22 protein-coding genes are annotated in these 22170 nt (G+C 47.7%); 19 read left to right on the top strand and 3 right to left on the bottom strand.

Annotated elements, in window-relative coordinates; genetic code table 11:
* Positions 1-19 precede the first annotated feature (19 nt).
* From ffh to EKM71_RS01930, 12 genes are all read left to right on the top strand, one after another.
* Complete coding sequence (ffh, locus tag EKM71_RS01985) at positions 20-1468, top strand: signal recognition particle protein (RefSeq protein WP_125572995.1); 1449 nt, start codon at positions 20-22, stop codon at positions 1466-1468.
* A gap of 144 nt (positions 1469-1612) precedes the next feature.
* Entirely contained in the window at positions 1613-1909 is a 297-nt protein-coding gene (locus EKM71_RS01980) for a hypothetical protein (RefSeq protein ID WP_125572994.1), read from the top strand.
* A gap of 344 nt (positions 1910-2253) precedes the next feature.
* Complete coding sequence (locus tag EKM71_RS01975) at positions 2254-4902, top strand: cation-translocating P-type ATPase (RefSeq protein WP_125572993.1); 2649 nt, start codon at positions 2254-2256, stop codon at positions 4900-4902.
* Positions 4903-5015: 113 nt separating this feature from the next.
* Positions 5016-6197, top strand: coding sequence for an ATP-binding protein (locus EKM71_RS01970; protein WP_125572992.1), 1182 nt, complete (start codon positions 5016-5018; stop codon positions 6195-6197).
* A 3-nt stretch (positions 6198-6200) separates the two neighbouring features.
* Positions 6201-7535, top strand: coding sequence for a vWA domain-containing protein (locus tag EKM71_RS01965; protein WP_125572991.1), 1335 nt, complete (start codon positions 6201-6203; stop codon positions 7533-7535).
* A 2-nt stretch (positions 7536-7537) separates the two neighbouring features.
* Entirely contained in the window at positions 7538-7834 is a 297-nt protein-coding gene (locus tag EKM71_RS01960) for a hypothetical protein (protein ID WP_125572990.1), read from the top strand.
* Positions 7835-7921: 87 nt separating this feature from the next.
* Positions 7922-8197, top strand: coding sequence for a 30S ribosomal protein S16 (rpsP, locus tag EKM71_RS01955; RefSeq protein WP_125546038.1), 276 nt, complete (start codon positions 7922-7924; stop codon positions 8195-8197).
* A 9-nt stretch (positions 8198-8206) separates the two neighbouring features.
* Positions 8207-8467: a KH domain-containing protein gene (locus EKM71_RS01950; RefSeq protein WP_125572989.1), complete on the top strand. Its 261-nt coding sequence runs from the start codon at positions 8207-8209 to the stop codon at positions 8465-8467.
* A gap of 75 nt (positions 8468-8542) precedes the next feature.
* The gene (rimM, locus tag EKM71_RS01945; protein WP_125572988.1) at positions 8543-9061 is read left to right on the top strand and encodes a ribosome maturation factor RimM; all 519 of its coding nucleotides are present in this window, start codon (positions 8543-8545) and stop codon (positions 9059-9061) included.
* Positions 9061-9831 (top strand): tRNA (guanosine(37)-N1)-methyltransferase TrmD, encoded by a 771-nt coding sequence (gene trmD, locus EKM71_RS01940; protein WP_125572987.1) that lies wholly within the window; start codon positions 9061-9063, stop codon positions 9829-9831. Before rimM ends, trmD begins: the two co-directional genes overlap by 1 nt.
* 112 nt (positions 9832-9943) lie before the next feature.
* Positions 9944-10300: a 50S ribosomal protein L19 gene (gene rplS, locus EKM71_RS01935; protein WP_057879180.1), complete on the top strand. Its 357-nt coding sequence runs from the start codon at positions 9944-9946 to the stop codon at positions 10298-10300.
* A gap of 518 nt (positions 10301-10818) precedes the next feature.
* A complete protein-coding gene (locus EKM71_RS01930; protein WP_125572986.1) occupies positions 10819-11190 on the top strand; it encodes a YrdB family protein in 372 nt (123 codons plus the stop codon).
* Positions 11191-11579: 389 nt separating this feature from the next.
* Here the strand turns inward: EKM71_RS01930 and EKM71_RS01925 are convergent, their stop codons facing one another.
* A complete protein-coding gene (locus tag EKM71_RS01925; protein ID WP_125572985.1) occupies positions 11580-12326 on the bottom strand; it encodes an HAD hydrolase family protein in 747 nt (248 codons plus the stop codon).
* A 240-nt stretch (positions 12327-12566) separates the two neighbouring features.
* Positions 12567-13106, bottom strand: a complete 540-nt coding sequence (locus tag EKM71_RS01920; protein ID WP_125572984.1) for a TetR/AcrR family transcriptional regulator — start codon at positions 13104-13106, stop codon at positions 12567-12569.
* 92 nt (positions 13107-13198) lie between these two features.
* Between EKM71_RS01920 and EKM71_RS01915 the strand changes: the two genes are divergently transcribed.
* Positions 13199-14908 (top strand): MFS transporter, encoded by a 1710-nt coding sequence (locus EKM71_RS01915; protein ID WP_164504695.1) that lies wholly within the window; start codon positions 13199-13201, stop codon positions 14906-14908.
* A gap of 29 nt (positions 14909-14937) precedes the next feature.
* Positions 14938-17061 (top strand): MFS transporter, encoded by a 2124-nt coding sequence (locus tag EKM71_RS11145; RefSeq protein ID WP_225417969.1) that lies wholly within the window; start codon positions 14938-14940, stop codon positions 17059-17061.
* 357 nt (positions 17062-17418) lie between these two features.
* Here the strand turns inward: EKM71_RS11145 and EKM71_RS01905 are convergent, their stop codons facing one another.
* The gene (locus tag EKM71_RS01905; protein WP_125572982.1) at positions 17419-18486 is read right to left on the bottom strand and encodes an acyltransferase family protein; all 1068 of its coding nucleotides are present in this window, start codon (positions 18484-18486) and stop codon (positions 17419-17421) included.
* Positions 18487-18894: 408 nt separating this feature from the next.
* Between EKM71_RS01905 and EKM71_RS01900 the strand changes: the two genes are divergently transcribed.
* The 5 genes from EKM71_RS01900 to EKM71_RS01880 all read left to right on the top strand — a co-directional run bounded on the left by EKM71_RS01900 (position 18895) and on the right by EKM71_RS01880 (position 22107).
* The gene (locus tag EKM71_RS01900; protein ID WP_125572981.1) at positions 18895-19755 is read left to right on the top strand and encodes an ABC transporter ATP-binding protein; all 861 of its coding nucleotides are present in this window, start codon (positions 18895-18897) and stop codon (positions 19753-19755) included.
* Between the two features lies 1 nt (position 19756).
* Positions 19757-20632, top strand: coding sequence for an ABC transporter permease (locus EKM71_RS01895; protein ID WP_125572980.1), 876 nt, complete (start codon positions 19757-19759; stop codon positions 20630-20632).
* 21 nt (positions 20633-20653) lie between these two features.
* Positions 20654-21109, top strand: a complete 456-nt coding sequence (locus EKM71_RS01890) for a LytTR family DNA-binding domain-containing protein (RefSeq protein WP_125572979.1) — start codon at positions 20654-20656, stop codon at positions 21107-21109.
* Positions 21110-21119: 10 nt separating this feature from the next.
* Complete coding sequence (locus EKM71_RS01885; protein WP_125572978.1) at positions 21120-21506, top strand: DUF3021 family protein; 387 nt, start codon at positions 21120-21122, stop codon at positions 21504-21506.
* A 298-nt stretch (positions 21507-21804) separates the two neighbouring features.
* A complete protein-coding gene (locus EKM71_RS01880) occupies positions 21805-22107 on the top strand; it encodes an LlsX family protein (protein ID WP_125572977.1) in 303 nt (100 codons plus the stop codon).
* Positions 22108-22170: the final 63 nt, after the last annotated feature.

The following is a 22170-nucleotide window of genomic DNA, read 5'->3' as shown; positions in this document are numbered from 1 at the left end:
AAGTTAGGTGGCAAAACGAATGGCGTTTGAAGGATTAACAGAACGACTACAAAACGCAATGCGCAAGCTTCGGGGAAAAGGCAAGGTCTCCGAGAGTGATTTACGAGAAACAATGCGAGAAATTCGGCTCGCTTTATTGGAAGCCGACGTTAACTTTACGGTCGTTAAGGACTTTGTTAAGCAGGTTCGTGGCAGAGCCATGGGTGCCGACGTTCTTGAAGGGTTAAACCCTGCACAACAAATCGTTAAGATTGTTGACGAAGAACTGACGAAAACTATGGGGGACGAAGCTGTTCCTCTGAATAAGTCTGAAAAGATTCCAACGATCATCATGATGGTCGGGCTTCAAGGGGCCGGGAAAACGACAACGGCCGGCAAGTTAGCTCTAAAACTCAAGAATGAGGAAAACGCTCGACCATTAATGATTGCCGGAGACGTTTACCGGCCAGCTGCCATCGACCAATTGGTCCAGGTCGCTGCTGGTATTGACGTTCCTGTATTTGAGCTAGGCACGGATGTGAACCCAGTCGAGATTGTTCGGCAAGGGCTGGCCAAGGCCCAAGAGGATCATAATGATTACGTGATCATTGATACCGCTGGTCGTTTACAGATCGATGAACAACTCATGAACGAGTTGGCAGAGATCAAGGATCTCGCTCATCCCGACGAAATTCTCCTGACCGTCGATGCTATGACCGGACAAAATGCCGTTGCTACGGCCGAAGGCTTTAATGACAAGCTCGATGTTACCGGGGTTGTACTTACCAAGTTAGATGGGGATACCCGTGGTGGGGCCGCACTCTCAATTCGCGCCGTGACTGGCAAGCCAATCAAGTTCATTGGGCAAGGGGAAAAGATGACCGATCTGGACATCTTCCACCCAGACCGAATGGCTTCTCGTATCTTAGGTATGGGGGATATGCTCTCCCTGATCGAAAAGACCCAGAAGGAATATGACGCCAAGCAGGCCGAGGCGTTAACCACCAAGATTCAAGAGAACTCCTTTGATTTCAATGACTTTTTGGATCAGATTGAACAGATCCAAAAGATGGGGCCAATGGAAGATCTGATGAAAATGATTCCAGGGATGGCGAACAACCCTGCCATGAAGAACGTTCAGATGGATCCAAAGGATATGGCGCACTTGAAGGCCGTTGTTTACTCGATGACCCCGCAAGAACGGACGAATCCCGATTTGTTGAACCCTTCCCGTCGTCGCCGGATTTCCAGCGGTGCTGGTCGGCCAATTCATGAAGTGAACCGCATGATTAAGCAGTTCAACCAAATGAAGAAAATGATGAATCAAATGTCGAAGGGAAACATGTCCGGCATGGAACAACTCATGGGCAACTCCGGCATGGGTGGTGGCGCTGGTATGGGCCGTATGCAAAAGATGGCCATGAACCGGATGTCACGGCAAATGAAGAAAAATAAGAAGAAACGACTGAAGCGTAAGAAGCGGAAGTAATTTTGGACCAATCATGAGGCCTAGAGGTGATAGTATAGTTATTGACTCTAGACTTTTTTTCTAAATATGGCGGTTACTTTTGTGTCGGCCAGGAGCTAAATGGATCTGGCTAACCGGGAACACTCAAGAGGAGGGTGATGGCGCATGACACAGATCAGAGCAATCAATCCAGCACAGACCGGTCGTTATCAAGTCACAACAGCGACTGGATCACGGTATGAGATTGTGCTTAACGGTGCAGATAAAACGGTGGTTCGCTGGCCTCAAAGCGCAGAAGGAAAGTTGCGTCGAGACGAGCAACCAATCAAAATTCTCGAACTAGTTAGGGTTCAAGTGGGACAGAGTGCACAACTTTTATTGGCACCTTTAGGATCAGGTGACGTGACGACGCGAATAACGAGTCAGGTCGAGGAAATTAATTGGGTGCCGTTGTCAGATTAATGGCGTCAGTTATGCGATTTATCATGGTCACAACGATTGTCTGTAGCTTACGGATACCATTAATATTTTATGGGCTTTTGGGTAGACGATAGGAAGTCATTCCGGTATACTGTTCCTAAAGCAACCATAGGGGAGTAACTAGCAGAGCCATTCTGCGGCAATACCCGTCAGCAAGATTTCTTTGGAGTTGACTGCTCGTCAGTCAGTTGCCAATCCGGGATTGCCTTAAATAGTGAGACTTATGTGTGTTCACAAAATTATTTGTGTGCACGCGTGAGTCTCTTTTTTTACCCCCTAAACGGGATAAAGATGGGCTGACGAGCACACCTCAGGAGGAATTGGCAATGGCCAAATTACCGTTTTATCAGGAAGCAAAAGAGACACTGTATCAGCGACTTCAGACTAGTGATCAGGGACTGAGTAGCGCAACCGCCAGCGAACGACTCGTAGCTAACGGGCATAATGTGTTGAACCAGCAGAAGACGTCGTCACTGTTACAGAAGTTTATCGCTCAGTTCAAGGATTTCATGATTATCGTCCTAATGGTGGCGGCTCTGATTGCCGGGCTAACCGGAGAAGTCGTGGATGCCGTAATTATCCTGGTCGTGGTGGTATTGAATGCCATCTTTGGTGTCTTCCAAGAGGCTAAAGCCGAGGAAGCCATCAATGCCTTGAAAGAGATGTCGGCACCCAATGCCACGATTCGTCGAGACGGCCAGGTCATGACCGTCAAGAGTGATGAGCTAGTGGTTGGGGATATCGTGTTGCTGGAAGCTGGGGACATTATCCCCGCCGATCTGCGATTGCTCGACGTGGCTTCCCTCAAGGTTGAGGAATCCGCACTGACTGGGGAGTCGGTTCCCGTCGAAAAGGCCGCAGCCGTGTTAACGGGGGACGAATTGCCGATTGGTGACCGCCACAACATGGCGTTTATGAATTCTAATGTGACTTATGGCCGCGCAACCGGGGTGGTTGTGGCCACAGGAATGCAGACGGAAGTTGGGCGCATTGCCGGCATGATTGAAGCCGCCGATGAAACCACGACACCACTGCAAGCTAATCTGACGCAGTTAGGAAAGTCCTTAACCATTTTAATTCTCGTGATCGCTGCCATTGTCTTTGGAATGGGGATGTGGCGCCAAGCCGAAAGTCTGATTGACATGTTGTTGACGGCAATTTCCTTAGCCGTGGCCGCGATTCCGGAAGGTCTACCTGCTATCGTGACGATCACTTTGGCCTTGGGAACTCAGCGAATGGCCAAACGTCATGCGATTGTTCGTAAGCTTCCGGCTGTGGAAACCTTGGGGAGTACCGATATCATTGCTTCGGATAAGACTGGAACGTTAACGCAAAACAAGATGACTGTTGAAAAAGTTTATGAAGACTTACACCTCGCCGATGCCCACACGGTTGACTTTGACCGTGAGAATCGCTTGGCACAGGTCATGATTCTTAGCAACGATACTAAGGTTACGGCTGATGGCTTGGCCGGTGACCCTACCGAAACGGCTTTATTGCAGTATCAGATGGACCGGAACTACCCGGTTAGCCAGGTGTTAACCGCCATGCCGCGAGTTGCCGAAATTCCTTTTGATTCCGAGCGAAAGCTGATGTCAACGGTGCATCCGCTGGTGGATGGTCGGTTCCTGATTGCTGTGAAAGGGGCCCCGGACGAACTACTGAAGCGGGTAACCCAATTGGCTCAAAAGGGACACGTGTCGGCCTTGACCGACGCCAACCGGCAACAAATTTTAGAGACAAATCACGACATGGCCACTCAGGCTCTTCGAGTGTTGGCCTTTGCTTACCGGATCACCGATCAGATGCCAACGGCTATGACCAGTAAAACCGTCGAAAATGACTTAATTCTTGCTGGTATGGTTGGGATGATTGATCCTGAACGGCCAGAGGTGGCTCAGGCTGTGGCGGATGCCAAGGCTGCGGGAATTCGCCCGATGATGATTACCGGGGACCACCGCGACACGGCGGCCGCCATTGCCGTTCGGCTGGGGATCATTGATGCCGGCGAGACCGACGCTGTGATCACCGGGAGTGAACTTGATGCGATGGACGATGCCACCTTTGCTAAAAAGGTTAGTGACTACGCGGTCTACGCCCGAGTCGCGCCTGAGCACAAGGTTCGTATCGTGAAGGCTTGGCAGAAACGCGGTAAGGTCGTGGCCATGACCGGAGACGGGGTCAATGATGCGCCAGCACTGAAGGCAGCTGACATTGGAATTGGGATGGGTATCACCGGGACCGAAGTTTCTAAGGGCGCTAGTGATATGGTCCTGGCCGACGATAATTTCTCCACTATCGTGGTCGCGATCGAAGAGGGACGAAAGGTTTTTGCTAACATTCAGAAAGCCATTCAGTACCTATTATCCGCCAACCTAGGGGAAGTCTTGACACTCTTCATGATGACCATGTTGGGCTGGCAAATTCTAGCACCGGTACACATTCTTTGGATCAACCTCGTAACCGATACGTTGCCAGCGATCGCTTTGGGCATTGAACCGATGGAGAAGAACATCATGAAACAGAAACCACGGGGCAGAAAGTCGAACTTCTTCTCTGGTGGTGTCCTGGGTGGAATCCTTTACCAGGGACTGCTTGAAGGTGGGATTACGCTATTCGTATACTGGCTGGCAATTACCTATCCGGTTCACCAAGCCACTCAGATGGCCCACGCTGATGCCTTAACCATGGCCTTTGCCACGCTGGGACTGATTCAACTGTTCCACGCTTTTAACTCCAAGTCGATTCACGGGTCTATCTTCTCAGTTGGTTTGTTTAAGAATAAGTTTTTCAACTGGGCGATCGTGATAGCCTTCGCGTTATTGGCCATGACCATTCTGGTTCCGGGACTTAACGGCATGTTCCACGTGGCTCACCTCGATCTCTTCCAGTGGGTAATCGTGTTGGCCGCATCTTTCATGATGATCGTGATTGTGGAAATTGTTAAATTCTTTCAGCGTCGCGTGGTAAAATAAGACGACGCGTTACAACTAATAACGACTTAAAAAGAGGTTGCGCGTGGCGTTCCTTCCAAATTTGGAATGGTGGATGCTAGCACAACCTCTTTTATAGAAATGGAGTGAGTTGCTTGTCCTTAACTTATCAAGACTGTTTGCAAGCCGTCAACGTGGTCATTGCCAGTGGTAGTGTGCCCACGATTGTGGGAGAGGCCGGGATCGGGAAATCTGCTCTGGTTGCCGACTTGGCCCGCCAACGCGATGCCAAGCTCTTTACGACCGTGGTCAGTTTGGTGGAAAAGGGTGATCTCGTCATTCCCGTACCGCCATTAACCAGCGATTCTTTCGTTCAGACGGCAGATTATGGATCACTGGCGGACGTTCAGTTTGGCTATTCGCATACGCTGGTGGCGATGATTCGTTATGCTCAGGAAAATCCGCAACGGGAGATTATTTGGTTTCTAGACGAGTTTAACCGTGGCACGCAGGCAGTTCAGAGTGAACTGATGAATTTGGTCTTACAGCGACAAATTAATACGCTGAAGTTGCCACTACAAGTTCATCTGGTGCTGGCCGAAAATCCCGATGCCACGATGGCAGGATTTGAGCAGAGTCACTACGGCGTGACGCCTGGGGATGCGGCGATTGCCGATCGGACGACCCGTCTGATTTTAACAGCTGACAGTGCCAGCTGGCTAGATTGGGCGACAACTGAAGTTGCGGGTCGTCCGCGGCTCACACCACTGGTCACGGACTACGTGGCCGAGAACCCCGCTGACTTGCATCTGGTGGCGAGTGGCACGGCAATGGCCGATGAAGACCTGCAACCAACGCCCCGGGCCTGGGAACGGGTTTCAGATGCCTTACGTGAGTTAGATCGTCAGCACTTAATGGGCCAAACGGCCATTCTGACCGCCATCCTACAGGGAAATCTGGGAACGACGGTCGGCACCACCTTTGCCAGTTATGTACAGAAACGGCGACCGGGTTTAACGGTAGAAGAAGCTTATACGATTGACGATGCGCCCGCGATCTTTGCCAAATTGACGCCAGCCCAACAACAACAGATTCTGCGCCAGTGTCTCGATGCTTTGGAACTCTGGCCCTTGACGAAAGGTGCCAATGCCCATCGATTCGAGACGTTGCTTGATCTCTGTCCGGCCGATGCGCAGTACGCGGTGGCTCGGGATATGGCAGGGATCGACGATCTCTTTGAGAGTCTAGCCGATCAGACGGTGGCTGCCCCCGGCGTGGCCGACCTTTATCAGACCTTAACGACGATTGGCCAACGCGGGAGCCAGATTGAGGTGTAGCGCATGACGAGTTTAACGCATGAGTTGAAACAATTAGCAGCAGTAGCTCCCGATGGTCAAAATCAAGCGACCAAACAACTCTATCGCGAGGCTGTGATGTTCCTGTTACGTGATGATCCTTTCTATGGTCGGGTGTTAAGCCAACTTACGATGCAAGTGGGAACTGGGCACGCACCGCTGGCCTTGCTGCCCACGGATCGTGACTGGCAACTTCAAATTAATCCAACTGCACTTGTTAAATGTGACTGGACCGGCGCGGAGTGGTTGACGATGTTACGCCATACGGTGCTTCATCTGTTATGGCAGCATCCCGATCGCTATGCCGTGGCACTTAAGACGCCGGCTCAGGCCGGACTAGCACGCTGGGCGACCGATGCCGCCGTTAACGATTATTTGACGAAATTACCGGCTGGCGCGATCACTAGTCGCGACTTGGCGCACTTGTTGGGGCAACCCGTTGCGGCTCGACAGGATTCGGCCGTGTATTTTAAACAACTCAGAGAGTGGCAGGCCCAACAGTCCCCGGCAGATCATCTCCGTGGAAACGGTGGCCCGCAACAGATTGGCCACCAGGTGACGACACGTGAGTTGATGGTCACAGCCTTGGATGGTCATGAGGCCTGGCAGTTGGGATCGGTCACGACTCGAGCCGTCAGAGAACAATGGCGCCAACAGGTGTTGGCCCAGACAGCCGAGAGCCTGACGGCCAAGCAACGTGGGACGTTACCTGGGGCTGTACAGGCAGCGTTGACGCCGATTATGGTGACTCACCCGCTGGATTGGCGGACCCTGCTTAAACGGGGCCTGGGACAGGTTCCTGTGGGACGTCAGTCAGCGTACGGCCGATTCAATCGTCGGCAACCAGCCCGCATGGAATTACCGGGGCAAATTGTGGCGACTTGGCAACAGCTATCGGTCTTTATTGATGAATCGGGATCAATGGGCGATCGGGAAGTCGCGTATCTCCTGGGCCAATTAGCGGCGTTATTGGCCGTTTATCCGGCACAGGTGACCGTCTACCCTTTTGATGCCATCGTCCATCTTGATCAGCACTTTACGCTTGAGAGACGTCCACAACGCCTTGTACGAACGGGCGGCGGGGGAACGACCTTTCAAGCTGTCTTAGATTGTTTGCCACGTTTACTGACAACGACCAGTGGCCAGCTGGTCCTGATCCTCACGGATGGTTACGGTGAGCCACGTTTGCGTCCCACACTTCCAGTTCCGATCATTTGGTTACTCACGAGTCCTGCGTATCATTTCTCGGTCAAAGACCCACCAGGCACAGTGATTAGCTTGAGTGCTGATCCACAGTGGCAAGCCTTAAGGAGGTCCTAGTCATGACAACGCAATTATCAGGTAAGGAATTACGTGCTTTGATTAACCAAACGGCATGGTTTAAGAATGCTCGGGCCATCCTCGCCGATGAGTGGGGCTCTCGGGCACCAGAAAATCCACTCTTTCAGGCACCAGTTACGGTAGCCGACTTACAATTTGCCCGCGACTTGAGTCAGGCCGGGCTATTCAAGAGTCGACTGGACTTTAGCGACTACGGTGCCGTTCAGCGCTGGATCGCGGACAATCGGTCCTATTTAACGCCGGATGATCGAGCCTGGTTGCAACGCCCATTTGAATAAATTGCAGGTGTAAAGAAAAAACCCTTTACATCACATTGAGAAACTGGTATATTATTACACGTTGAAAGAAATACAGGAGGTGTCTACATGTCAGTAAAGATTCGTTTAAAGCGGATGGGTTCAAAGAAGCGCCCATTCTACCGAATTGTGGTTGCCGATTCACGGAGCCCTCGTGATGGTCGTTTCATCGAACAAGTTGGTACTTACAATCCAGTTACCCAACCTGCCCAAATCACGTTAGAAGAAGAATCTATCTTGAACTGGTTGAACAATGGTGCTCAACCTTCAGATACGGTTAAGAACTTGCTTTCTAACGCCGGGATCATGAAGCAATACCACGAAGCTAAATACACTAAAAAGTAGTGATTAGCCATGACCGATTTTAAGGCATTAATTCTAGCAATTGTTAGCCCACTTGTGGAACATCCAGAAGCTCTGGTGGTAACACCTCAGGAGACGGATCGTTTCTACGAATATCGGTTAACCGTGCATCCGGACGATATCGGCCGGATAATCGGTAAACAAGGCCGCGTAGCGCAGGCGATTCGAACAATCGTCTACAGCGTTCGCGTTCAAGGCAATAAACGGGTTCGACTCATCATTGATGACCGCCCGACAAAGACTCTCGAGTGAGGCGGCAACGTTTCCTCGAGTTTTTTTGTTCTCATAAATAACTAAAATAATTAAAAATGAATGGAGGCGGGTCAGATGACCTACTATACGGTTGGAACGATTGTGAATACCCATGGCATTAAGGGCGAGGTTCGGGTGATTGCCACCACGGATTTCCCCGAGAAACGATTTGTGGTGGGGCACAAGGTCTATGCCTTTCGAAAGGGGCAACCAACGCCAGAGGCTTTTGAGATTGCCTCCGTGCGTCAACACAAAAACTTTATTCTGCTGAGCTTTAAGGGTAAACCATCTATTAACGACGTGGAGTATCTCAAGCAGAGTACCTTAAAGATCTCAGCCGATCAGTTGGAAGACGACGATCTGAAGCCTGGCGAATACTATTACCACCAAATCATCGGGCTAGATGCTGTCACAGAAGATGGCGAGAAACTAGGGACCATTAAAGATATTATGCAGACTGGGGCTAACGACGTTTGGGTTGTGGCTCGGCCTGACAAACCTGATCTGCTGTTACCTAAGATTAAACAGGTGATCAAGGGTGTCGACCTTGATCAGCACCAGGTCACGGTGGAATTAATGGAGGGACTCGAGTAATGCGGATCGATGTACTCAGCTTATTTCCAGATATGTTTACGGGTCCCATGCACGACTCAATCGTCGGCAAGGCCATTGAGAATGGCCACTTGACCATGCCCGTAACTAATTTTCGAGACTATTCGACAAACAAACATGGTAACGTCGATGACTACCCATTTGGTGGTGGGGCGGGAATGCTTCTGCAGCCCCAACCAATCTTTGATGCCGTGGCTGCTACTGAGAAGCAAGCCGCTGAGGAAGGTCTTGGCAAGGGTCGTGTGATTCTGATGGATCCAGCCGGTGTGACCTTCAACCAGCACGTGGCTGAAGAATTTGCCCATGAGGACCATTTAACCTTCTTGTGTGGCCACTACGAGGGTTATGACGAACGAATTCGTAGTCTAGTTACTGATGAGGTCTCCCTAGGAGATTTTGTTTTGACAGGCGGCGAGCTCGCCGCCATGGTCATGATTGATGCCACGGTGCGCCTGTTACCAGGGGTGCTCGGCAATGCTGAATCAGCACCGGGTGATTCCTTCTCCTCGGGCTTGCTGGAATACCCGCAGTACACGCGGCCAGCCGACTTCCGGGGGATGTCCGTACCAGATGTCCTGATTAGCGGGAATCACGGTAAGATCGACGAATGGCGCCAGAAAGAGGCTCTGCGTCGAACCTACCTCAGACGGCCCGACCTCATCGACCATAGCAAGTTGACCAAAGAACAGAAGCATCTGTTGGCCGACGTGCGGATCGAGGAAGAGGAACGCCATAACGAGTCAAGAAAATAACCTTTACAGGCATTTTCGATTATGGTACACTTACTTTTGGCTGTTTAGCCACAGAAACAACATTCCGCTGTCGAGACTGAGAATGAATGTTGGCGAAAGGAAAGAATAAAATATGCGCCAAAATACTTTAATTGCAAAGATCAACAACGAACAATTGCGGGACGATGTTCCTAACTTCCGTGCCGGAGACACTGTTCGGGTTCACGCCCGGATCGTCGAAGGTACCCGCGAACGTATCCAATTGTTCGAAGGTGTCGTCATCAAGCGTAAGGGTGCCGGTATCCAAGCTACCTACACTGTACGTAAGATCAGTAACGGTGTTGGGGTTGAACGTATCTTCCCACTTCACTCACCACGTGTTGCTCAAATCGATGTTATCCGTCAAGGTCGGGTACGTCGTGCTAAGCTCTACTACTTACGTGACCGTAATGGTAAGGCTGCTCGGATTACCGAACGCCGTCGCAAGTAGTTTTAGGAAAAACACCAATCGTTTAGGCGATTGGTGTTTTTTTATATTCAATTTAGTGTTGCCTTTCAATTGTAAATTCGTCCTTTTTTAGCCAGCTTACAGCACAGGCGACTTTTAAGACACGGGTCCTGCGTGGCTTCAAAGCGAGTGAGAAGCCTGGTGGACTTTCAGGCTGAAGCGTCCCCACAATCAGAATCCCTGACAGCCGCAGGTGGCCAAGTCAAGCCTAATTTTAATTCCCAATCTCTTGCCACTTAGGACTTCACATTAGCTTTCAAACTTGCAATCTTTAGTTTTGTTCAAACTCGTTTTTTAGTCAGCTTGTCATTTACTGGCTGTTGGTAATTCCTTGTCCATTTCATTTGTAGTCCGCTTATGTGTTTGGTTAGTTAAACGACTAGCCAAACGATTAGCGAGAAACGTGCCTGAGTTGGGTGTACACCTCCATGCTAAGGTAGTAGCAATTAGGTAGTTGGTCTCTTTTGATGCAGATTATTGTGCCATGGAGGTGGCGTTGAATGACGACTCTTTTTCAGATTAATGCGCTACTGCGTTTTCTGATAGAAATGTTGACCTTGATTCTTCTAATTTTTTTAGGCCTTGCAAAATATCAATTTCCTTTCAATCTGATGATTGGAATTCTAGTTCCGGTTATCATTTATGTAATCTGGTCTATTTACATGGCACCTTTATCGCCGCACCGGGCAAGACTATGGGGAAGAATAACAATTGAAGTGGTCATTTTTGGCTTATGTGCTAGTATGCTCACAACTAGAATTTCTGGTCATGCCGGACTAGTGTACGGTGTTCTAGTTAGTTTGAATGCGATTGTGGCCCATATTGGGGTAGCAGTGACATCTAAGTTTATCTTGCAAGAGAGTGGCATATAATGACAAAAAATCTGCTTTTTCAGAACCTGTGCGTCGTTCTGAAAAAGCAGATTTTGAGTTAAATCCCAGATGCCTAGGCTATGGTGGCAGTCAAGAGACAGCAGGATTTTTGAAACCCCAACGAGCCCTAGGAAATCACTACGTTTATGATGAGCATGATTTGAAGTAGGTAGATTTTCTTAAACGGCTCAAGCGAACGGGGATGCCCATCCGTGAGATGAGGAGTTATTCTGAGCTCTGATCACAGGGGAGCGCAATGATTACTGAGCGGCTAAGGTTACTGGAAATTCAAGAAGAAAGATTGCAACAACAAACCTAGCAGATAAAATCAGCAGAATCATCGGATAATGCCCATTAAGCATGACATGACCCAAGGCGACTTGTGCTGACTAGCCCAATTGACGAATTACCGCCGCAACTTGATCAGGAGCCACGATCGTATGAGCAAAAGATCCAGCTTGCTCGAGTAGCTCCGATTTGCTGTTCACCCAAAAACTAGTAGCGGCCTGTGAGAGCATCTTGACGTCATTCATATCATTACCAAAGGCAATATAATCATGAATTCCTAATAAGGCTAGCGTATTAGCCTTGTTAATATTCTGTGTAGTCAAATCTAGGTTACCTTCACCGACGTGCTGCACAATTTCTAGGTTCGTATGGTCAGTAACCAGTCGCGTAATTCTTTCCAACTGTTGATCAGATATCCCTAAGAGGATTACTTTAATGGCTGTCGTGATCTGTTCCAAGGGAACGTTATGTGCGAGATGGTCTGGATCGAGTTGTTTTGTGATCAAATTATCTGGTGAGACGTGCGCGGCATAATTCCAATCGCCATCGACCATATAATCTAAATTATAGTGGATGATTAAGGTTTTCAGATAATCTCTGTCTAGCGTAGTAATTGGGGTCATAACCTTAATCGTATCAGCCTGTGAGATGATAGCGCCATTCCCACCAATTAGCAGATTGTGCCGAAATTCAGGAACAATGGGGAGTAAATCCCTTATCGGACGAGCGGAAGCAAAGATTAAGTGATGACCGTGTTTTTCTAAGACTTTTAGACCTGCTGTAATCTCGGCTGAGATGCTTGTACCGTTAAAGCTTAGCGTACCGTCAACATCAAAGACATAATTCATATTAGATTCCGACTCCTCATCGTAGAATTAAAATAAACGTGGCCGCTTTATAAATTACTTTATTCTTGGTAAGCGGTGAAAATAGGTTGGAGATAGCATATCATAGTCTGCACTGAAGCACACGGAATGAGGAAACGTACACTGTCCGTCATATCAAAGGTGGCGCGGCTACATACGAATTTTATAAATAAAAAAATGAAGGCGACCATTCTGTGTGATCGCCATCATCTGTCTTACCTGCTAGTTTGAAGGACTTAATGCCAAACGGGCTACCATTTGCCCCAAATAATGGGGGGATTCGATACAGCCGGCGTTAACCCAGTTAGCAGCAATATTGATCACGCCCCCCGAGAAGAATAACTGATAGTAAGGGTTGGTTACGTTAGGGCCGTGTCCACCAATGCGGTCTTGCGTAACTAACAGCTTAAAAACAGTTTGAAAGGTTTGAACTAAAACGTCCAGCTTACTGTTTTTAATCAGAAGCTGATAGGTTTCAGCCTCCATTTTGGTGTGCTCAAAATAGTGGGTCATCAGTTCAGCAAGCGTGACCTGGTCGGTTCTGGGCAGTCGCCGCAAGTAACGCAACATATTTTGTGTTTGATAAGCGGCAATGATTTGATCGAAGTTTTGATAGTGACGGTAAAAGTAGGTACGTGAGACATGAGCGCGTTGACAAAGCTCGGTAATTGAAATCGTGGCTAATGGTTTTGACATCATTAGCTCCAACAAGGCACGATAGATGATTTCCAGATTTTGCTGTTTGCGATCATGTGGACTCATTGGTGACAACATCCCCCTTTTCTGTAACCCAAAGCTAGTTTATCGTGTTCGGCGCGCATAAACTAACGATAACACTTGAAGAGGGGGAGTTTATGATGAAAAAGACCACAGCGTTAGTTGGCACAATGGCCATCGGCATCTTTCTCTGCATTCTGGATACGACGGTGATGAATATCGCATTACCAGCCATTCAAAGTGGCTTATCGACCAGTCTAGAGCAACTATCTTGGGCACTGAATCTTTACACCATTCTATTTGCAACGTTAACGATTCCACTGGGACGGTTGGCAGATATTTATGGGCGCCAGCGCTTCTATCTGTTAGGGCTCGGCTTATTCTTACTAGGATCACTTTTTTCTGGATTAGCCGGCAGTGTGGCTTGGCTGATCGTCGGACGGGGAATTCAAAGCCTGGGGGCGGCAATTGTTTTCCCAGCAAGTATGACCATTGGCATTCAAAGTGTGCCAATGGCTAAAAGAACGAGTGCCATCGCAACGTTAGGGGTGACGCAGGGGCTGGCCGCCGCAATGGGACCGACGATTGGTGGTGTTGTGACGCAGCTCTTTAGCTGGCGAGGTATTTTCTTGGTTAATGTGCCATTTACCCTATTGGCATTGGGACTTTGCTGGCGGCTCTTTGACTTGCACGAGCGTAAGCAACAAAAAGAACAGCTAGATATGGGTGGCACGATTCTGTCCATGACGATGTTGTTTAGTTTAACCTTGTTCTTAGTCAAGGGGAATGACTGGGGCTGGACGAGTTACCAATGTCTGGGATTGATCTTACTGAGTGTGCTGTCACTAATTGGGTTTATTGCCGTTGAAAGTCATGTACAACAGCCGATGGTACCATTAGCACTATTTAAGGATAAGCAATTCGTGGGCTCGGCCATTGTCACGATCATGTCGGGGATCTTCTTAGTAGCGCTGCTGGTGTTGATGCCCAGCTTCTTTACCAAAGTTCAAAGTAAAGGAGAATTGTTAGCCGCTCTGATGATCACCCCAGCTTCCTTGATGATTTTTATTTGGTCACCGATCAGTGGCTGGCTTTTAGGTAAAGTTGGTCCACGGTTGGTTATTTTAACGGGCAGTCTGTCAATGATTGGGGGTTACGTGGCGTTGAGCTGGATGAATCCCAATATCTATTGGCAGGTCTGTGTAGCCGCGCTCTTAGTCGGGACTGGTTACGGCGTCGTGATTGGCCCCATCACCGTGTTAGCCGCTGGTGATTTTACGGGCAATCTATTAACCGCATCTCAAAGCGTGATCGGTGTCTTTCGGCAGATTGGGACGTCTTTAGCGGTGGCGATCTTTGTATCCGCGCTATCTGCCAACCTCGTGACGGCGAAAACCAACATTTGGTTGTACTCTCAAGATGGGGTTGAAGCACTACCTGTCACTGCCAAAGTGAAAAGTGATACGCTGACGCAGGTCAAGTCCCAATTAGCGACGGAACAAACGCCTAAGCATAAACAAACTACTTTTATTGGCAAAGCTAAAACACGGAGACTGATTCGGTCAAACTATCAGCGGACATTGCGGCAACACCAACTGACAGCGGCACCGGTCACGGTCAAGCGAGCAATCTATCAACGGGTCAGCCAATCCGTTACGCAACAAGTTACCCGTGACAATCGACTTTTAACAACTGAAGTGGCGGCCATTAGACATGAAACCAAGCGCCAGCTGACCCATGCCTTTATCCGACCATATCAGATGGCTATGCCATTTACGGGTGTGATGTTACTGACGGTCTTCCTGTTTAGAAAGCGGTCTGATTATCTACGTAAAGAAGAAAAATAAGCAATTAATCTTGAATTGAGGCGATTCTGATGAAAAGCTTACGTGGACGGTTAGGGTTAATTGCCCTTTGTCTGATTATGTTTATTGTCACGTTGGATACAACGATAACCAATATTGCATTGCCAGACATTACAAAATATTTTAACGCCAGCGTAACGAATACAAACTGGATAAGCACAATATATGTTTTAGCCATGTCTGTATTTATTATCCCAGCCGCAAAATTTGGAGATCAATTTGGTCGCAAAAAGATAATGCTGTTAGGCTTAGGCCTATTCGGTATTGGTTCGCTATTATGCGGCTTATCTGAGAACCTAATTTTCCTTATTGCCGTTAGATTCATGCAAGGCATTGGTGGCGCGATTGTGACACCAATTATGATACCGCTGTCTGTTAGTTTGTTTGGCCGGAAAAAAGCCACTGATGCAGTTGGCACAATTGGTGCAGTGACAGCTGTAGCAGCTGCTGCAGGACCGCCAATTGGTGGTCTTGTCTTACAGTATTTTACATGGAAATATATCTTCTTTATTAACTTACCAATCGTAATTTTGACTTTTATTCTGATCACAACTTGTTTTGATGAATCCTATGACACGACTGTTTCTAAAAAAGTCGATGAATTGGGCTTAGTGTTATTCTTAGCTGGGATTGCGCAATTAACCTACGTTTTAATTAAGGGCTATGACATGGGATGGGCCTCCAAATGGAGTATCGGCCTAATAATTGGATCTGCGCTTTGCATAGGCCTATTTATTCAATGGGAGCGGCATACTAAAGAACCATTCGTGGAGTTTGGATTGTTCAGAGAAGTCACGTTTACTGCATCAAGTTTAGTCTATTTTGTCTGTGGCTTTGCGATTATTTGTTCGTCCCTGATTTTTAACTTTTATTTGGAAACCGTGCGTGAATATACCGCCCTAAAAGCCTCCTACATTATTATGTTTATGTCCATTACGGTAATGATCGCAATGCCTTTAGGAACCAAATTACAAAAAAAGATAGGATACAAGCCACTCATCACTTCTGGCATTGTCTTGATGGGAATTAGCTTACTGATGCTCACTCGGCTAAATCAGTCCACATCTTGGATCGCAATGGTTTCTATGATGATTATTTTAGGATTGGGGTTTGGATTAGGGTGTCTATCCATTGTTTCAGCCGTTCAATTTGTCTCTCAAGATAAGGCGGGGATGGCCTCTGGAATTGTTAATGCAAGCAGACAGTTAGGCACGTGTCTTGGCATTGCTTTACTGGTAGGAACCATGACTCACGCAACCAACTTGGCTAAAGACAACATTAGAAAAGATTCTAATAATGAGATTACACGCTTGGCAATACCAAAACCATTTTCAACAACAATGAAAACAGATTTGAATCATGCCCTGAATTCTGAGACAGATAATAACTTGCAAGTGACACTAAAGGCGAATTTAAAAAAGGATCAAAACAGACCGTATTCTATTGTTCAACCGCAGAATAGTAATTTAAAGAAGTTGTATAACGGCACGCAGACAATCAAAGATTCTTATGGCCGTGCCAATAAACAATATAAGAATTCTATGGAACAATTGATTTTAGGCCAGAAAAAAATGAGTACGGCAATCGCTGCTACGCAAGACACGCAGTATCAGTTGTTGTTTGAATTAATAAAAGGCAACTCGAATGGAACAAAACAGTTATTCACTTATGAAAATGATTTAAAGCTTTTGTCTCAGCAATCAGAAGCACCGGCTAATATGAAGAAAGAACAGTTACTAACGATGCTAATTGCCGTATATAAAATTGGATTAAGTCCCGCAGTTCAAACCGAATCACAATTTAAGTCACAAATTGAGTTACTTTCTCCTAATACCAAGTCATTGTTAGTCGGTCAGCAACAATTGTTAGACGGTCAGGTGGCCTTATTAACTGGGCTGAAAAAGAGTGATAAACTTTTGATGGGCTTAGATCAAATAAAAACGGGTCTTTATAATACTGATCTAGAACGAAGGGTAACAAGCTATACAAAGTTCCTCAGAAATTCCAAAAACACTCATTTAACAACGGCATTTACAGATACATTTTTAGTCGCAGCAGTTTTCGTTTTACTGTTTGTCATCACGGGTATGTACACTGATAGAGAAGGTGAATTCCATGAAGACGCAAAAGAATAGTTTGCGATATTGGAATTTAAAGCTCACTTGGTTAAACGGATGGTTTAGCAACGAGCAAGTCAAGCATGTCTTTATCCGACCGTATCGCATGGCAATGCCATTTACAGGAGTGATGTTATTGACGGTTTTTCTGTTTAGAAAGCGAAATGATTATTTAAGTAGGGGCGCCAAATAACTGAGATATTTCTGTTAGGAATAATCCAACGCAAAGGAGCCTCAGCCTTCTCTAGCCATCTCTTATGAAAATGGTGGAAAATTTGAAAGGGTTGTGTTATCACAGGACAAAAAGGCATGATTCCGATATTGATTCGGAATCATGCCTTTTTTAAATTTAAATAGTTTTGGGGCATAAATGGGTTAGGCGGTTCTGGTCTTACGCTGACCAATCCCATACGACCAGACGGCACCATAAGCTTTATCAAACAGCCAACCTAATAGCAGCGTGGTTGCTAAGACACTGATGAAGTAAAGCACGGGGTGATTAGCCAGTCCAGTTTGCTTTAAAAGCATCATGGGAATTCGTTGTAAGATATAAATCGAAAACATGCCGGGTCCGCCAATATAGGCGAGGACCGGGTTATGAATCTTAAAGCGCATGGCCAACCAGACAAAACAAAAGGCAAACATAATCCCTGCAACTTGGTAACTCGCGAGGCGAACCAAGCCAGAAGTCTTGGCACAGACGAGATAACTGGCGGCAAAGACGATAAGTGCGCCTAATCCGACGACCAGATAACGGAGCCAATGACGACAAACTGCCTGTTCGATCGCGGGTTTGTAGTGTGCATAGAGCATTCCGGCAACGTAGCAAAAGACCGTATTGGCGTAGTATTCTGGCAGTAACCAGCCGGCGATTAACATGTAGACCCCACTGCCAACGATGATAAAGGTGATGGCTCGGCGGTTATTGGTGGGGAAGAGTTCCCACGCCATGTAAGTCAGCAGGTAGAGAAATAAGATAATAAAGATGTACCAGGCGCTGTTGCCAATGGTCGCTAGTCCCAAGTAACTCAATAGAACGTGTGGTAGGGTCATGGGACGTTGTGCGAGCAGGCCGATGATCAAATAAATTGTCACGGCAACCGCAAACTTTAGCCATAAAAATAATAGGCGATGTTTGGGAAAGGTCTTCAGGTATTGCCGTCCCCGTTTTCTAAATTGAACATAGAGGCCATAACCGGAGAAAAAGAGAAATGTGGTGACGATTAATTGGCCCTTGACCAGCATCCAGATGTGGGTGAACTTGGCCAAGTCGTGGGGCATCGGAATATAAGTCATGAAATGGCTGAAAACCACGAGCAGTAAAAACAACCCATTAATCGTTGTGGTCGTTTGACGATTCAAGTCCTCAGCATCCGGGCCACTCGACCGATACCGCAGTGATGCCGCAAAACTGACAATGATGATGAACAAAATTAAATCCATTTGGTTGAAAACCTCTCCTCATTAAGCCTAAAAAAATGTATCCCCTGAAAGTTCGCTGCAATAATGGACATGCTACTGCAGGGTTCTAAGTACTTTAAACTAGTCTCAAAGGTATCACACTGGTCAACGAAGCAATACCCAGCGATTAACTAGCTCACGCTATTCTTAATTTTGCATAGGTACTATTATAGTTAGAAACGACCAGGATTACAATGGGGACATCGTGGTGCTTCAACTGAAGACTTTTTAAAGAAGTGACTGGGCCTGGATGATAGCCAATCGGTCTTTAAGGTCGAACTTTCACCTGGATATTCTGGCCACTTAACCCAGCAACGTGACCACTTGTCCTGATCGTAGAGACAGTAGGGGCATCTCAGGTGTAATCTCCTGACATAGGAGATGAGGCAGATGTTATTAGAAGCGAAGCATTTAACCAAGACATTTGGTGACCGAATCGCCGTTAATGCGGTAGACCTCCAAATTGAAAAGGGGAGCTTTACGGCCTTATTGGGACCTAATGGCGCAGGCAAGTCGACGACCATGAATCTATTGATTGGGTTGAGTCAACCGACCGCTGGGAGTGTGGTTTATGACCAGAAGCCGCGGATAGGAGTCGTTTTCCAAGGAAGTGTTCTTGATGCTATGTTAACGGTCCAAGAAAATCTGCAGATTCGAGCGGACCAGTATCGCCACGTTTCGGCTGACAGAGTTAAGATCCTCAGCCAACAACTGGGACTGACTGATTTCATGACGCAACGGTATGGCACCTTATCCGGTGGGCAACGGCGACGAGTCGACATTGCCCGGGCCTTACTCAACAGTCCAGGCATTTTATTTCTAGATGAGCCCACGACCGGGCTCGACATTCAGACGCGACATGCGATCTGGGATCTGGTCCAGCACCTTCAGCGCAAACAAAAAATGACGGTGATCCTGACGACCCATTATCTGGACGAAGCTGACGCTGCAGATAACGTCATCATTATTGACCATGGGCGGGTGCTGGTTCACGGCACAGCAGCTGAAATCAAGGAGCGCTATGCGACGGATTCACTAACGATGACCTCCCCCAATGTCCCACAGCTGGCGGCCAATATTGTCCAGCGTCCAACGCGAGTGACAGACACTCAGTTGACCTTCAGACTGCCGGATGTGCAGTCGGCCTTGGCCATTTTGACGGCCAATCGTGAGTTAATTAGTAATTTTGAATTTCGGCCGGGTACCATGGACGATGCCTTTCTGGCGTTGACGGGAAAGGAGATGCGTTAGGATGATAGCGATGATCAAACGTAACCTACTCTTATACTTTCGGGATCGAAGTGGCGTATTTTTCTCTCTGTTAGGTGCCCTCATTTCTTTTATCCTTTATCTGGTATTCTTGAAGCAAAATATGCTGACAAGCTGGCATCAAGTCCCTAATGCCCGGTTATTACTGGATAGCTGGTTGATAGGCGGCACGTTAGCCATCACGGGAATGACCACGACCCTGACCAGTCTATCGCTCATGGTGACCGATAAGGTAGACCACATCGCTGAAGATCTCGGGCTAACTGATGCGGGACCACTGCGCCTGTTTGGCAGCTATCTCTGTAGTGCGGCAGTGATTGGGTTTCTGATGCAACTCGCGATGTTTGGCATTATGTGGGGGGGCTTCTATGTTACAGACGGATTGACGTTGTCATTAACTGAAATCCGAAATACCTTGGGACTTATGGTTGTTAGTTCAATTTTGGCAACGGCTGTCAATGCCAGCTTCATTCGCGCGATTCACTCAGTGAACAGTCTGAATAAGCTGGAGACAATTATTGGGACCGCTGCGGGATTCTTAGTCGGAACGTATATCCCCATTGGACTTCTGCCCGGTTTTGCTCAGAATCTGGTTAAATTTATTCCGGGAAGTTATGTGGCCGCACTCTATCGGGAGTTTTTGATGGGGTCCAAATTGACCGCGGCTTTTGGAGGGGATTCGACGGCTTTGGCTAGTTTTGATCAATTGATGGGTATCCGGTTAAAGTGGACTAACTTATTGACCCCACAAGCGACTTATCACATAATGGGATTAATGTTAATCGGTGCGGTCATTTTGGCGTTGGGACCGGAATGGATTCAAATCCGGCATCGGCGGCGAGTAATCCGTGAACGGTAAGTTAAAAATGGGGGGATCAAGGTGCGACATAAATTTGAGGAGAATGCAGCGATCGATCCCATGGATCCGCTGGTGGTGATCCAAGCAGCCACCGAAAGTCCCGCAACCGCAGCCATTTCAGCTTATCTTGAGAACTATCAGGCACTACATCCGGGAATTGTCCCGGTGAAGACCCCAGATCGCTTAGTGATGGTGAAGACGGCGACAATTATTCTTGCCGACGTGCAACGTGAGACACTCCTGTTATATACCACGACGGGAACAGTCGCGACGCATGAGACGTTACGTCACCTGGTCCAGCGATTGGGAGATCCAACTTTCGTTCAAGTTTCTAAGCATGGTGTCTTGAATCTGGATCACCTCCAATCCTTAGAGGATAGCTTTTCAGGGAACATGACCGCCATCCTCACAGATCAGGTCAAGACGGCGGTTAGCCGTAAGTATGTCAAACAGTTAATGGGCCAATTAGGCCTATAGGAGGGTGAACATGACTAAGATTTTCCGCTATGCGATGAATGGCATGGGTTATGGGGCCGTGGTCTACCTGATCCTAATCGCCATCGGTGTGACTCCCGCGCACGTCTCAGTCGTTAATGCCGTGAGCTTACTCGTGTTAAGTGCCGCCATTGGTCTGCTGAGCCTGATCTTTGATGATGGCTACGAAGGACTACCGCTACCGCTAGCACTGGGGATTCATTTAGTTGGGACTGCTCTTTTGACGATGGGTTATATGGCAGTTAATGTTTGGTCGATCGATTGGTCCTTCTGGGCGATCTTCGTGCCGCTATACGCAATGGTTTGGTTGGCAGTGACCGTCGATCAGCATTTTCGCGTGGTCAAGATTAATCGGGCGTTGCAGAAACGAAATAAGTAATTAGACACAAGGTAGGATGAGCCCTTGCAGATTGACCACTGAAAATAAATCAAAAATAATCCTTGACGATTGTTACTTTATCCTGTATAGTTATTTAATAGAGTTTAAGAGATGCTAATAAAGTAATTCAGAGAGATTGATTAGCAAGCCGGAGTTTCTTAGATTTGAAAAGCCGCTCGCCCATTCGCAGGAATGGGGGCGGCTTTTTTTGCGTTCGTTTGTTCACCGCAGCTGAGAAGTCGCGGTACTTTATGGGGCCTTGCATCGGCGTGTACCCTGTGACTAGGAGGTGGGCGCAATGCGCAAGACCGCAAGACTGCAATGGGTCACTTGGATCTTAGAGAGTTTGTTACTCGCGACGGTGGGGTTATCCGTAGTGATATTCTTGGGATACGCGACTTTCTATGCCACGGGTCGCGGTGAATTAACCTTGGGACTGGGACATCTGGTTTTCTACCGAATTAACAAGGTTGCCACCGGTGTCACTGGTCAAGCCTTGAATCCCGGGATGGGAATTACCTGGTTGGGGACCATTATCCTGATTACGGGGGTCATCATCGAGAGTCACCGTGCACATGACCGACATCACCGAGCAACGTAGCCGTAAACTAGTTTGGTGACCTAAACGATTAGCCACCTTTTTCATTTTGGCCCAACTTAGGTT

Source organism: Levilactobacillus huananensis, assembly GCF_003946145.1.
In the GTDB taxonomy this organism is placed as follows: Bacteria; Bacillota; Bacilli; order Lactobacillales; family Lactobacillaceae; genus Levilactobacillus; species Levilactobacillus huananensis.
This window is presented reverse-complemented; position numbering and strand designations above follow the sequence as displayed.

Bases quoted from the DNA above. Each gene is read 5' to 3' on its own strand.
- ffh (WP_125572995.1), top strand. From the start codon at position 20: ATGGCGTTTGAAGGATTAACAGAACGACTACAAAACGCAATGCGCAAG.
- EKM71_RS01920 (WP_125572984.1), bottom strand. From the start codon at position 13,106: ATGAGTCCACATGATCGCAAACAGCAAAATCTGGAAATCATCTATCGT.
- EKM71_RS01895 (WP_125572980.1), top strand. From the start codon at position 19,757: ATGATAGCGATGATCAAACGTAACCTACTCTTATACTTTCGGGATCGA.
- rimM (WP_125572988.1), top strand. From the start codon at position 8,543: ATGACCTACTATACGGTTGGAACGATTGTGAATACCCATGGCATTAAG.
- EKM71_RS01915 (WP_164504695.1), top strand. From the start codon at position 13,199: ATGATGAAAAAGACCACAGCGTTAGTTGGCACAATGGCCATCGGCATC.
- EKM71_RS01900 (WP_125572981.1), top strand. From the start codon at position 18,895: ATGTTATTAGAAGCGAAGCATTTAACCAAGACATTTGGTGACCGAATC.
- EKM71_RS11145 (WP_225417969.1), top strand. From the start codon at position 14,938: ATGAAAAGCTTACGTGGACGGTTAGGGTTAATTGCCCTTTGTCTGATT.
- EKM71_RS01975 (WP_125572993.1), top strand. From the start codon at position 2,254: ATGGCCAAATTACCGTTTTATCAGGAAGCAAAAGAGACACTGTATCAG.
- EKM71_RS01925 (WP_125572985.1), bottom strand. From the start codon at position 12,326: ATGAATTATGTCTTTGATGTTGACGGTACGCTAAGCTTTAACGGTACA.
- EKM71_RS01980 (WP_125572994.1), top strand. From the start codon at position 1,613: ATGACACAGATCAGAGCAATCAATCCAGCACAGACCGGTCGTTATCAA.
- EKM71_RS01885 (WP_125572978.1), top strand. From the start codon at position 21,120: ATGACTAAGATTTTCCGCTATGCGATGAATGGCATGGGTTATGGGGCC.
- EKM71_RS01905 (WP_125572982.1), bottom strand. From the start codon at position 18,486: ATGGATTTAATTTTGTTCATCATCATTGTCAGTTTTGCGGCATCACTG.
- rpsP (WP_125546038.1), top strand. From the start codon at position 7,922: ATGTCAGTAAAGATTCGTTTAAAGCGGATGGGTTCAAAGAAGCGCCCA.
- EKM71_RS01960 (WP_125572990.1), top strand. From the start codon at position 7,538: ATGACAACGCAATTATCAGGTAAGGAATTACGTGCTTTGATTAACCAA.
- rplS (WP_057879180.1), top strand. From the start codon at position 9,944: ATGCGCCAAAATACTTTAATTGCAAAGATCAACAACGAACAATTGCGG.
- trmD (WP_125572987.1), top strand. From the start codon at position 9,061: ATGCGGATCGATGTACTCAGCTTATTTCCAGATATGTTTACGGGTCCC.
- EKM71_RS01930 (WP_125572986.1), top strand. From the start codon at position 10,819: ATGACGACTCTTTTTCAGATTAATGCGCTACTGCGTTTTCTGATAGAA.
- EKM71_RS01965 (WP_125572991.1), top strand. From the start codon at position 6,201: ATGACGAGTTTAACGCATGAGTTGAAACAATTAGCAGCAGTAGCTCCC.
- EKM71_RS01880 (WP_125572977.1), top strand. From the start codon at position 21,805: ATGCGCAAGACCGCAAGACTGCAATGGGTCACTTGGATCTTAGAGAGT.
- EKM71_RS01950 (WP_125572989.1), top strand. From the start codon at position 8,207: ATGACCGATTTTAAGGCATTAATTCTAGCAATTGTTAGCCCACTTGTG.